This is a genomic window from Streptococcus sp. 20925_1_77, from assembly GCF_041432125.1.
Taxonomy (GTDB): domain Bacteria; phylum Bacillota; class Bacilli; order Lactobacillales; family Streptococcaceae; genus Streptococcus.
Genome location: NZ_JAPVZB010000003.1, coordinates 55,142 through 67,026, shown reverse-complemented (window position 1 = coordinate 67,026; position 11,885 = coordinate 55,142). Strand labels below are relative to the sequence as shown.

Annotated in this window: 10 protein-coding genes; 5 read left to right on the top strand and 5 right to left on the bottom strand. The window is 41.9% G+C overall.

What is annotated here, in order from left to right; all coding sequences use genetic code 11:
* The first annotated feature begins 124 nt into the window (after positions 1-124).
* Positions 125-883, top strand: coding sequence for a triose-phosphate isomerase (tpiA, locus tag O3626_RS02895; protein ID WP_049514632.1), 759 nt, complete (start codon positions 125-127; stop codon positions 881-883).
* Between the two features lie 74 nt (positions 884-957).
* Here the strand turns inward: tpiA and O3626_RS02890 are convergent, their stop codons facing one another.
* Genes O3626_RS02890 through O3626_RS02875 form a run of 4 tightly spaced genes read right to left on the bottom strand, consistent with a single transcriptional unit; the run spans position 958 to position 5,520 of the window.
* Complete coding sequence (locus O3626_RS02890) at positions 958-2,193, bottom strand: aminoacyltransferase (protein ID WP_371495187.1); 1,236 nt, start codon at positions 2,191-2,193, stop codon at positions 958-960.
* Between the two features lie 5 nt (positions 2,194-2,198).
* On the bottom strand, positions 2,199-3,410 hold the full coding sequence (locus O3626_RS02885; protein ID WP_371495185.1) for an aminoacyltransferase: 1,212 nt from the start codon (positions 3,408-3,410) through the stop codon (positions 2,199-2,201).
* 3 nt (positions 3,411-3,413) lie between these two features.
* Positions 3,414-4,220, bottom strand: coding sequence for a sugar-phosphatase (gene yidA / locus O3626_RS02880; RefSeq protein ID WP_371495183.1), 807 nt, complete (start codon positions 4,218-4,220; stop codon positions 3,414-3,416).
* The gene (locus O3626_RS02875) at positions 4,210-5,520 is read right to left on the bottom strand and encodes an HD domain-containing protein (protein ID WP_315376737.1); all 1,311 of its coding nucleotides are present in this window, start codon (positions 5,518-5,520) and stop codon (positions 4,210-4,212) included. The genes yidA and O3626_RS02875 overlap by 11 nt, the downstream gene beginning before the upstream one ends.
* Positions 5,521-5,635: 115 nt before the next feature.
* Here O3626_RS02875 and O3626_RS02870 point away from each other — a divergent pair, with 115 nt between their 5' ends.
* From O3626_RS02870 to O3626_RS02860, 3 genes are all read left to right on the top strand, one after another.
* Positions 5,636-6,019, top strand: a complete 384-nt coding sequence (locus O3626_RS02870; protein WP_315376739.1) for a DUF1934 domain-containing protein — start codon at positions 5,636-5,638, stop codon at positions 6,017-6,019.
* A 212-nt stretch (positions 6,020-6,231) separates the two neighbouring features.
* Entirely contained in the window at positions 6,232-8,916 is a 2,685-nt protein-coding gene (locus O3626_RS02865) for a cation-translocating P-type ATPase (protein ID WP_371495180.1), read from the top strand.
* A gap of 121 nt (positions 8,917-9,037) precedes the next feature.
* A complete protein-coding gene (locus O3626_RS02860) occupies positions 9,038-9,706 on the top strand; it encodes an MIP/aquaporin family protein (RefSeq protein ID WP_371495178.1) in 669 nt (222 codons plus the stop codon).
* 31 nt (positions 9,707-9,737) lie between these two features.
* Here O3626_RS02860 and O3626_RS02855 read toward each other — a convergent pair whose 3' ends face one another.
* On the bottom strand, positions 9,738-10,595 hold the full coding sequence (locus O3626_RS02855; RefSeq protein WP_371495176.1) for a metallophosphoesterase: 858 nt from the start codon (positions 10,593-10,595) through the stop codon (positions 9,738-9,740).
* Between the two features lie 174 nt (positions 10,596-10,769).
* On the opposite strand from O3626_RS02855, the gene prfB reads away from it, so the two are divergent.
* A protein-coding gene (gene prfB, locus O3626_RS02850; protein WP_100209015.1) for a peptide chain release factor 2 occupies positions 10,770-11,865 on the top strand; the annotation gives its coding sequence in 2 pieces (ribosomal slippage) (positions 10,770-10,841 and positions 10,843-11,865; 1,095 coding nt in all).
* The last annotated feature ends 20 nt before the right edge of the window (positions 11,866-11,885 follow it).

Genomic DNA, 11,885 nt, shown 5'->3' with positions numbered 1-11,885 from the left:
GAAAACCCCGTGAAGACGGGGTTTTTATTTTGGTAAAAAGTAAAATGAGCTTGTGCAACCTTTCATTATGACGAAATTTATGGTAAAATAGATAGTATAAAATTAGAAAAAAGAGGTATGTGAAATGTCACGTAAACCATTTATCGCTGGTAACTGGAAAATGAACAAAAATCCAGAAGAAGCAAAAGCATTCGTTGAAGCTGTAGCATCAAAACTTCCTTCAGCTGATCTTGTTGAAGCTGGCATCGCAGCTCCTGCAGTTGACTTGACAGCTGTACTTGCTGCTGCTAAAGGTTCAAACCTTAAAGTTGCTGCACAAAACACTTACTTTGAAAATGCTGGTGCCTTCACTGGTGAAACTAGCCCACAAGTTTTGAAAGAAATCGGTACTGACTACGTAGTTATCGGTCACTCAGAACGTCGTGACTACTTCCACGAAACTGATGAAGACATCAACAAAAAAGCAAAAGCAATCTTTGCGAACGGTATGCTTCCAATCATCTGTTGTGGTGAAAGCCTTGAAACTTACGAAGCTGGTAAAGCAGCAGAATTCGTAGGTGCTCAAGTTTCAGCTGCTTTGGCTGGATTGACTGCAGAACAAGTCGCTTCAACAGTAATCGCCTACGAACCAATCTGGGCTATCGGTACTGGTAAATCTGCTTCACAAGACGACGCACAAAAAATGTGTAAAGTTGTTCGTGACGTTGTAGCTGCTGACTTTGGTCAAGAAGTGGCTGACAAAGTACGTGTTCAATACGGTGGTTCAGTTAAACCTGAAAATGTTGCTGAATACATGGCTTGTCCAGACGTTGACGGAGCTCTTGTAGGTGGTGCATCACTTGAAGCTGAAAGCTTCTTGGCATTGCTTGACTTCGTTAAATAATAATCTATAAAAGTCGAGGTTTCCCTCGACTTTTTTATAGTAGAAAAGACCAGCTACAAAGCTGGTCTTTTGAGTTAGGAACGTCCTAAAAGTTTCTTAATGAGAGAAATCATTTTGTATTTAAGAGGACGGGGATAATAACGGAAGGTTCCCATCTTACGAACGATGTAGCCATTGAAGTTCTGTTTGAAACGAAGCACACCATCTGACCCGTCAAAGATTCCTTGAATGCCTAGGAAGTTGTATCTTGTTATCCCACGTTTGATGGTTTCAAGCATCATATATTCCTGGAGAACAGCAGGAGCATAGAATTTATTAAATTCTGTATAAGAGCCACTGAATAAATAGGTGGATTCTTGCGGCATATAAACGAAGAGGCTACCTGCAAGAATGACGTCTTGATCTCCATATTTTTCAATATATTCTTTTGCTTCCTTCTTTCTCACTTCAAAAGTATCAAACTGGCTTGAGAATTCACGAAGTTGATTTTGTTTTTTCTCTGAATTGGGGTTGACTTCTAGATCCTTCTGTAATTTCTCAATCTTCTGTGCTAGTTTCGCTTGGTCTTTTTCAAGATTCGTGTAGTAGTGGTGGAAGTTCAGCGTTGCGACCATGAAATCTGCTTTGTCCCCAAAACTATCATAGAAGGTTTGGTAATAATCTAAGGTCTTATCTTGATAGTCTCGACGGTCACTGGTAGAAGAAGTAATATCCTTAAAGAGTTGTAGTTCATTCCGGTTTAATCGTTTCAGTTCAATACCGAAAGATTTCGCTTTCTTAACAAGCGGCTTCCCTTTTTTACTGAAGCTCTGGAGAAGATTTTTTTCGGTAATGCCTTCCATATCTTTCACATAGTGCCAATCACCTTCTCCACCTGGATAACCTGTTGTTAAACCATCATGCTGATAGCCCAAGTTTTTAAGGGTATCCATAAAATGAGTTTGCTCCTCACTGGTTGGATTTCCGTCGCTGTCAAAGGTTTGATAGGTATCATAGGGCTTGATGACGAGTTCAATAGCGCTATTCTCTTTCGCATAGTCTTTTAAAGCTACATAGAAGGGTTCCAGCATAGCTTCCTCTTGGTAGAGGGGCCCTGAATTGATTTCCATATGGAGACCACCTGTCATGGGAAGACTATACAAGATCGCAGCCACTTGGACTTGATCATCTTCCTTCCAAGCGATAAATTGAACGGTGTTCCCTCGCTCTACAAGCAGATCTGCCATCTCTGCAGACTGGATGAAAGAGCGATGGGAGACGGTATTTGCAAATGAGGTAAATTCTTCTTTTGAAATTGTCGTAAGAGTCATGTAACTTATTTACTCCTTAATTTTTTCCGGATCTTGTAAGCTGTGTTTACAAGTGGATAAAGTCGACTTGTTGGAAGGTTGAATTCGCCAACAAATTCTTCAATGATAGGATTAAACTTAGATTTAAAATGATAGAGTCCACCATCTAGTGAATTTTCAATGCCTCCCATATTTTGCCAAGAAGCACCACGGTCGAAAGCGTGTTGGGCAGTTTCATACCAGGTGAGGATGGCGGGTTGGTAACGGCGGAATTCTTCATCCATCCCTGCATAAACATTTTCAGACGTCCCACCGAATTCAAGGCTTAAGGTACCAGATAAAGGAACGACCTTTTTACCTGTTTGGAGATGGTGCTCAAGAAATTGCAGTTCTTCCTCTATACGCTCTTTTTCTTTTTGGTTGTTCTCAACTTTGCCAGGCTTTGTTTTTTCGGTGAATTTTTCAGCCTCGGCCTTGTTTTTTTCAAGATCTTTTGTAAGGGAGGCTTTCCGTTCTGTGAGATCAAGAGTAGACAAAGTAATGTAGGATTGTCCTTGGTAGGTCGTGAGCAGTTTTTCGTAGTAATCTTTTCCACGTAAATGAATGCTTTTACGAGCTTCTGTCTTTTTCATGAGAGAAGCAAAGTCCTCTAACAATTCAGTCCCGCCAAATTGGACTTGGATCCCTTTGTTTCGAGCAGTTCGGATGGCTTGTCGAGTAGATTTTGAAAGGTCTTGTTCGGTGAAAAACTCTTTGTGGATATTCGCTTGAAAGCGTGGTTGGATATTTTCTGCCAGATCACTTGTTCGGCCAGTCCATTCAACCCCTTCTTTAGTTAAGGTATCGATCACCGCTTGTACATCAGTGGTTTCCGTATTTTCTTGTCCAATCAAGTGTTTGTTCAAGAAAAGACTTGGATCAAATTTCACAAACAAGGCCTTGTGTTGTTTGGCTATTTTTTTAAGGGATTGGATCACATATGAAACTAGCTCCTTGTTTTGGTAATCCATAATAGGGCCACGAGGAATGTAGAGCATGGAAAAGCCAAGTGGCAGGGGTTGAATCAAGATGCTTGCAACCGCGACTAATTGGTCTTCTTGATAAAAACCAACACGTTCATTTCCCCAATTATCTTTAATTTTTGCCCATGAGCTGCTTTGTAAGAGATTGGTTTGGTCACTCTGAATAACAAAGGCATCATGCTCTGTAGCAGAAATTCCTAGCTGGTAATGGTACATTCCTTATAATACCCACTTTCTAATGGCGTATGCAACGCCAGATTCATCATTTGATTTGGTGATAGTTGTAGCAATTTTTTTGAGAGCTGGATTGCCATTCTCCATAACGACGGCATGTCCAACGACTTCTAACATGGAGCGGTCATTTTCCTCATCTCCGATAGCCATGGTTTCTTCTTGCTGGATTCCAAGTCGTTGGGCTAGATGAAGAAGGGCAGCTCCCTTATTGGTCGTTTTCCCTAGAATTTCTAAATAAAACGAGGCTGATTTGACCATGGTGAAGCGGTCCTGAAATTCTTGAGGGATCTTTGCAATCGCAGCATCCAGAATGTCTGGCTCATCGATATACATGGCCTTAACAAATTCTTTCTCGCGAACTTCTTCAGGCGTCCGGTAATAAAGGGGCATATTAACTAGTTGAGATTCATGAATGGTGTAGCGTCCGATATCTCGATTACTGGTATAAATGCCGTCTTTTGTAATCGCATGAGAGTGAATCTGAAGTTTGTTGGCGAGAGACTCGATATCAAGATAATCCTCATAGGTTAAGAGGTCCTTGATGAGTTCTATTCCAGTAGCGGTTTCTTGAACCAGTCCACCATTAAAGGTAATGACATAGTCTCCAGGATCCATGAGATGAAGTTCCTTTAAGAGTTTTGAGACACCTGCAATGGGACGACCTGTTGTAATGACAATTTTGACTCCTGCGGCTTTTGCATCTTGAATAGCTTGAAAAACATCTGGTGTGATCTCTTTTTTTGAATTGAGGAGTGTACCATCGATATCGATCGCAACTAATTTAATGGACATCCGTCTCTCCTGTAAAATAATCGTTGGTGATGTAGGAAGTGAATTCCTCTACTTGTTTACTGAAAAGTCCATTGGCTTCCAACATTTCTTTTGGGAAATAGAAGCGGTTGTCTCCATAGCGGGTTCCTGCAAGGGCAGCGACAAGTGGAGATAACTGAGACAACTCGGCCAAACTTCCATCTTTTCTTATCATCTCAATCTGAGTCCGCGGTTTTTCAAGCTCCGGCCGATAAATATCGTAGGGCAGATCGAAATTTTGGTGGATGGCTGTGTAATAAGTAGGATTAAACCCAACCTCTTTAATCAGTTTTTCAAGGATTACTAAGTCTTTTCGCTTATCTTCTGTAAATAGAATCGATTTAAAGACTTTCCGATTGATATAGCGCTGAGCAAGATCAGACAGGATCGTATCCGGGCTGTCCATCCAGACTTGGAAATAGGTATTCATGACACCGTCATCTAGATTTAAGTAGTCTTGGATGGTGACCTCTTCTTCAAAAAATGGAATCAAGCGAGGCGAAGTCAGTTGAAAATACGCTTTCTGATCTGGATAAATGGTTCTAGCACGTTTGAGTAGATTTTGAAGGAGGACTTCCATGGCACGAGTAGCTGGGTGGAAGTAGACCTGCATATACATTTGGTAACGGCTGACCACGTAATCCTCGACAGCGTGCATGCCATTTTGTTGGAAGGCAATGCCATTTTCAATCGGTCGAATGACGCGAAGAATGCGGGTCAAGTCGAATTTTCCATAGGAAGCACCTGTAAAGTAAGCATCCCGTAGTAAATAATCCATCCGGTCCACATCAATTTGACTAGAAATCAATTGCACCACTTGCTTATTGGGGTAGGTGTGGTCAATGACGCTGGCTACACGATTAGGGAAATCAGGTGCCACCTGTAAGAGGATCTGATTCACCTCTGTCTCTGGACTGGTGATGATCAGCTGGGTCATTTTTTCGTGATCGGTCCCAAAGAGTCCTTCGAAGGTATGGGAATAGGCACCATGCCCGATATCATGAAGAAGGGCCGCTGTCATGGTCAGTAGATTTTCATCAGAATTCCATCGATCTGCATACTTTTCCTCAAAAATAGACAGAATTCGTCTTGAAATTTCATAGGCACCCAGACAGTGAGAAAAACGACTATGCTCCCCACCGTGGAAGGTAAAACCAGATGTCCCCAGTTGTTTGATGCGGCGTAGTCGTTGAAATTCTTTACTATTAATTAATTGATAAATGATCGGATGATCCACATGAACGTAATCATGTACGGGATCGCGAAAGACTTTTTCATTCATGGGTCTATTATAGCAAAAAAAAGCCTATTTTGCGATCTAGAGGCTAATAGGAGCAGTCAAAATGCGTTAAATTTGATAGAATAGTAGGGTAATGAAAGAAGAGAAGGAGAGAAAGATGCAGATTCGCATTCAAAATACCATTCGATTTGGAGAAGAAATGGAAATTGTTGATCAGTACTATCAAGGAGAATGGAAGGAAAAAGCAGGTTTTCAATATCTCTTGTATACCAATGAAGAAGATGAAAAGGTTGCTTTGAAATTTTCTAACGCTGAATTGGTCATGACACGATTTTCAACTCCCAAATCCATCATGCGCTTCTACAAAAATGAAGATGGTGGGGCGATCATCCCAACTCCTATGGGGATTCAGCAGTTTTTGATTACAACAGACCTCTTTCAATTAGAACTAGGTCGTTTGCACCTTTCTTATCGCTTGTTAACTCTTGATGGAGAACAGGAATTTGCCAATTATCAATTACTGGTGGAATGGGAAGATTAGACCTCATTAAATTATTAGAAATCCCGCTTGCTTTATTCTATAAAAATGGTATAATAAAACCACTCAAGGGAGTAGCTGGCGGTTTTCCGCGATAGTGTCGTCATTACGAAATTATTTCCGGCACTATATTAAACGGCGAGACTTGTTTTTTCAAACAGGTCTCTTTTTTGTGCAAAAGAGACCTAGTAGAAAGCTATAAGGAGGAAACTATTTTGTCAAAAGAACAAAATAAAGCTTTGTTTTATACACAGAGTAAAGAAGAAGTTCTAAAGGAGTTGGACTCTTCAATTGAAGGCTTGTCAACTGCTCAAGCTCAAGAACGTTTGGCGACTTATGGTCATAATGAACTGGACGAAGGTGAAAAACGTAGCCTCTTGTCTAAGTTTATCGATCAGTTTAAAGATTTGATGATCATCATCTTGCTGATCGCCGCAGCTCTCTCTGTGATTACAGAAGGAATGGACGGCTTTACAGATGCCATGATCATCTTAGCCGTTGTTGTTTTGAACGCAGCCTTTGGTGTCTACCAAGAAGGACAAGCAGAAGCAGCTATCGAAGCACTGAAAAACATGTCTAGTCCATTAGCGCGTGTACGCCGTGATGGTCACGTGATTGAAATTGATTCCAAAGAATTGGTCCCGGGTGATATCGTTCTTCTGGAAGCTGGAGATGTGGTTCCTGCTGATATGCGCTTGTTGGAAGCAGCTTCTCTTAAGATCGAAGAAGCAGCTCTGACAGGGGAGTCTGTGCCAGTAGAAAAAGATGTGACAGGACTTGTTGAAGCAGATGCTGGTATCGGGGATCGTGTTAACATGGGTTATCAAAACTCAAACGTAACCTATGGTCGTGGTATAGGGGTCGTGACCAACACGGGTATGTACACAGAAGTTGGTAAGATTGCAGATATGTTGGCTAATGCTGACGAGACAGAGACACCATTGAAGCAAAGCTTGGAACAATTATCTAAGGCCTTGACTTACTTGATTGTTGTGATTGCCGTTATTACTTTCTTGGTTGGTGTATTCGTTCGTGGTGAACATCCATTGGAAGGCTTGATGGTAGCTGTTGCCCTTGCGGTTGCGGCGATTCCTGAAGGACTTCCTGCCATTGTAACCATCGTTCTCTCTTTGGGAACTACAACCCTTGCCAAACGCAATTCGATTGTTCGTAAATTGCCAGCCGTTGAAACACTTGGTTCAACAGAAATCATTGCATCTGATAAAACAGGTACTTTGACCATGAACCAGATGACGGTTGAAAAAGTGTATACCAACGGTCAATTACAAAGTGCAGCAACCGAAATTGGAGCAAGCAACAATACACTTCGCATCATGAACTTTGCCAATGATACCAAAGTGGATCCATCTGGTAAGTTGATTGGGGACCCAACAGAGACTGCTTTGGTACAGTTTGGTTTAGACCACAATTTTGATGTTCGTGAAGCCTTGAAGGATGAGCCACGTGTAGCTGAATTGCCATTTGACTCTGACCGTAAGCTTATGTCTACGATCCATAAGGAAGCTGACGGTTCATACTTTATCGCTGTCAAGGGGGCTCCTGATCAATTGCTCAAACGTGTGACGCGTATTGAAGTTAATGGGGAAGTTCGCCCTATCACGGATGAAGATAAGAAAGCTATCCTTGCTACCAACAAAGACTTGGCCAAACAAGCCCTCCGTGTCTTGATGATGGCTTATAAGACAAGCAACGAAATTCCAACCTTGGAATCTGAAATTGTTGAGTCTGACCTGATCTTCTCTGGTTTGGTCGGCATGATTGACCCTGAGCGTCCAGAAGCTGCAGAAGCAGTTCGTGTCGCTAAGGAAGCAGGAATCCGTCCGATTATGATCACGGGTGACCACCAAGATACTGCAGAAGCTATTGCCAAACGTCTTGGAATCATCGATCCAAATGATACAGAAGACCATGTCTTCACAGGGGCTGAGTTGAACGAACTCTCTGATGAAGAATTCCAAAAGGTCTTCAAACAATACTCTGTCTATGCGCGTGTATCACCTGAACACAAGGTTCGGATCGTGAAAGCATGGCAAAATGAAGGTAAGGTTGTTGCCATGACAGGGGATGGGGTTAACGATGCACCATCACTGAAGACAGCTGATATCGGTATCGGTATGGGGATCACAGGTACAGAGGTTTCTAAGGGAGCTTCTGATATGGTCCTTGCTGATGATAACTTCGCAACCATTATCGTAGCGGTAGAAGAAGGACGTAAGGTCTTCTCTAATATCCAAAAATCTATCCAGTATCTCTTGTCTGCCAATATGGCGGAGGTCTTCACCATCTTCTTTGCAACCCTCTTTGGATGGGATGTGTTGCAACCAGTACATCTTCTCTGGATCAACTTGGTGACAGATACGCTACCAGCCATCGCCCTTGGGGTAGAGCCTGCTGAGCCAGGTGTTATGACCCACAAACCTCGTGGACGTAAGTCTAACTTCTTTGATGGTGGGGTCTTTGGTGCCATTCTTTATCAAGGTGTCTTCCAAACCATGCTAGTTCTTGGTGTTTATGGCTGGGCCTTGCTCTCTCCAGAACATGCGACTCGTGCAGAAATCCATGCAGACGCTTTGACCATGGCATTTGCAACTCTTGGTTTGATCCAATTGCTCCATGCCTTTAACGTCAAATCGGTTTACCAATCGATCTTTAAAGTGGGACTCTTTAAGAACAAGACCTTTAACTGGTCTATCCCAGTTGCCTTTGTTCTCTTGATGGCAACCATCATTGTCCCTGGATTTAACAAACTCTTCCATGTGTCTCATTTGAGTTTGACACAATGGTTGGCCGTTTTGATTGGTTCGCTCTTGATTGTTGTTCTCGTTGAGATTGTCAAAGCCGTTCAACGTGCACTTGGAAAAGATAAAAACGCTATATAAACATAAAAAAAGTCATCTTCGGATGGCTTTTTTTGCGGGCAAAATGGACCGGGCATATTTCTTGAGGTAGGTGTGGATTTTTGATAAACTAGTCAACAGTTTAAAGAAAGGAAACTTAATTATGAAAAAGTTTTTTGCTGAAGTAATCGGCACATTTATGCTTGTCTTTATCGGGACTGGCGCAGTTGTTTTTGGAAATGGGACAGAAGGTCTTGGACATTTAGGAATTGCCTTGGCATTCGGTTTGTCCATTGTTGCAGCAGCTTACTCAATTGGAACTGTTTCTGGCGCCCACTTAAACCCAGCTGTTTCGATTGCCATGTTTGTGAACAAACGCTTGTCATCTAAAGACTTGGTCAACTACATTGTAGCGCAAGTAGTGGGAGCTTTCATTGCGACTGCTTCTGTCTTCTTCCTTTTGTCCAATTCAGGTATGTCAACAGCTAGTCTTGGTGAAAATGCCTTGGCTAAAGGAGTGACTCCATTTGGCGGTTTCTTGTTTGAAGTGATTGCATCATTTATCTTTATCTTGGTCATCATGACAGTGACATCAGCTTCTAAAGGAAATGGCAAGATTGCTGGTCTTGTGATCGGTTTGAGTTTGACTTTGATTATTCTTGTTGGTTTGAACATTACAGGACTTTCTGTTAACCCAGCTCGTAGCTTGGCACCTGCCCTCTTTGTTGGTGGTGCAGCCCTTCAACAAATTTGGATCTTTATCTTGGCTCCAATTGTCGGTGGTGTTCTGGCTGCAATCGTTGCAAAAAATCTCTTGGATACAGAAGAGTAAAAAAATTGGTTCCGAAGGAACCAATTTTTTTTTATAGTTCAAGGATTGTCATAGCTTGCGAAAATTCATGAGCGAGCTGTTTTTTCTTGTAGGCTTTAAATTCAGGAAGGTCTTTAATTCTGCGATAGCGTTTGTAGGGGTCGTACCTTTTTGGAAAATCATATTCAGGAAAAACCTCAAAGAATTGTTTGCAGAGCTCCCATTCTCTGACATAGCCTAAAGGTCTGGCATGATAGGTGATCGTGTCAATCGTTGTTGCTGGCATTCGGTGGTGGCTATGACCAAAAATTACTTCTCTGACAGGAAATTGTCTAAAAAGCTCATGAAAGGCTTGGCTCCCTAAAAAAGCATTGAAACGTTCAAAATAAGGGTGGCGTAGGAGAAACTGACTATGGGGAACAAAGTGCATAGCGATGATCAGGGGTTGATCCACTTGCAGGAGTTCTGTTTCGAGCTCTCGCAACAAACGTTGGGTAATGGCTGGATCAGCTCCCATTCGTTGGAGGCGTCTGTCAAACCAAAACAGATTCTTGGTTTGGAGATGTTTTTGGGGAGAGAGATTAGGAACAAAGCTGTAGTCATACCAGCCAGAAAAGGCAAGGAGTGTATGCTTTGAAAAAGGAATCTTTTGAAATTCAAAAGATCTCATGGCTTCTTCTGATAGACCCAACATATCATGATTTCCCAAGCTAAAGGTCACAGGAAGATGACATTGGAGTTGGGCTAAAAATTCTTGTGAGGTATTTTCAAAGCCGTTGGCAATATCTCCTGCAATATGGAGATGTTGAATTTTTCTGTCCTTGAAAAGAGTGATAAGGGTCTCTAATTCATCTTTTCCAAAGTTGTTTGAATCAATATGTAAATCGGACATAAAAGCTACTGTTGTCATGCTACCAGTCTAGCATAAGAGGATCTTTTTTTCTAACAATTAGGTTACAAATGAATGGAAAAATGTTGAAAATTAGCTGGATTGGCAATGGTCAACCAGCAGATCCAATATTGGAAGGTGGGCAAATAGTGAAGGTTATGATATAATAGACTAGATACATAGAAAGAGGTACTTATGGACATTTCAGAAATTCGTCAAAAAATTGACGCAAATCGTGAAAAATTAGCTTCTTTCAGGGGGTCTCTTTGACTTAGAGGCATTGGAAGAAGAAATTGCCATTTTAGAAAATAAAATGACAGAACCTGATTTTTGGGATGATAATATTGCTGCGCAAAAGACATCTCAAGAATTAAATGAACTCAAGCAGACCTATGAAAATTTCCATCAAATGGTGGATCTCTTTGATGAGTCAGAAATCTTACTGGACTTTTTGGCAGAAGACGATTCGGTCAAGGAAGAATTGATCGAGAAGTTGGAGGAGCTGGATAAACGTATGACCAGCTATGAGATGACCTTGCTATTGTCTGAACCCTATGACAATAATAATGCCATCTTAGAAATCCACCCAGGTTCAGGAGGGACAGAAGCTCAGGATTGGGGTGACATGCTTCTTCGGATGTATACTCGTTTTGGAAATGCCCATGGCTTCAAAGTTGAAGTCTTGGACTATCAGGCTGGAGATGAAGCTGGAATTAAGTCTGTGACCCTATCCTTTGAAGGGCCACATGCATACGGTCTTCTGAAATCTGAAATGGGGGTACATCGTTTGGTTCGAATTTCTCCATTTGATTCTGCTAAACGTCGGCATACGTCCTTTACATCAGTTGAGGTTATGCCTGAACTCGATGATACCATCGAAGTTGAAGTTCGTGATGATGATATCAAGATGGATACCTTCCGCTCTGGTGGAGCTGGTGGACAAAACGTCAACAAGGTTTCTACAGGTGTACGCTTGACCCATATTCCGACAGGAATTGTAGTGGCATCCACCGTGGATCGGACCCAATACGGAAACCGTGATCGTGCTATGAAAATGCTTCAAGCTAAACTCTACCAATTAGAGCAAGAGAAAAAAGCAGCAGAAGTGGATTCTCTAAAAGGGGATAAAAAAGAAATCACCTGGGGAAGTCAAATCCGCTCTTATGTCTTTACCCCTTACACCATGGTTAAGGATCACCGGACCAACTACGAAGTAGCACAGGTGGATAAGGTGATGGATGGAGATATCGATGGCTTTATTGATGCCTATCTCAAATGGCGTCTCCAATAACTTAGAGGAAATCAACCAGA

Coding starts and splice junctions, on each gene's coding strand:
- yidA (WP_371495183.1), bottom strand. CDS start 4,220: ATGTCCATTAAATTAGTTGCGATCGATATCGATGGTACACTCCTCAAT.
- O3626_RS02885 (WP_371495185.1), bottom strand. CDS start 3,410: ATGTACCATTACCAGCTAGGAATTTCTGCTACAGAGCATGATGCCTTT.
- tpiA (WP_049514632.1), top strand. CDS start 125: ATGTCACGTAAACCATTTATCGCTGGTAACTGGAAAATGAACAAAAAT.
- O3626_RS02875 (WP_315376737.1), bottom strand. CDS start 5,520: ATGAATGAAAAAGTCTTTCGCGATCCCGTACATGATTACGTTCATGTG.
- O3626_RS02870 (WP_315376739.1), top strand. CDS start 5,636: ATGCAGATTCGCATTCAAAATACCATTCGATTTGGAGAAGAAATGGAA.
- O3626_RS02890 (WP_371495187.1), bottom strand. CDS start 2,193: ATGACTCTTACGACAATTTCAAAAGAAGAATTTACCTCATTTGCAAAT.
- O3626_RS02860 (WP_371495178.1), top strand. CDS start 9,038: ATGAAAAAGTTTTTTGCTGAAGTAATCGGCACATTTATGCTTGTCTTT.
- O3626_RS02855 (WP_371495176.1), bottom strand. CDS start 10,595: ATGACAACAGTAGCTTTTATGTCCGATTTACATATTGATTCAAACAAC.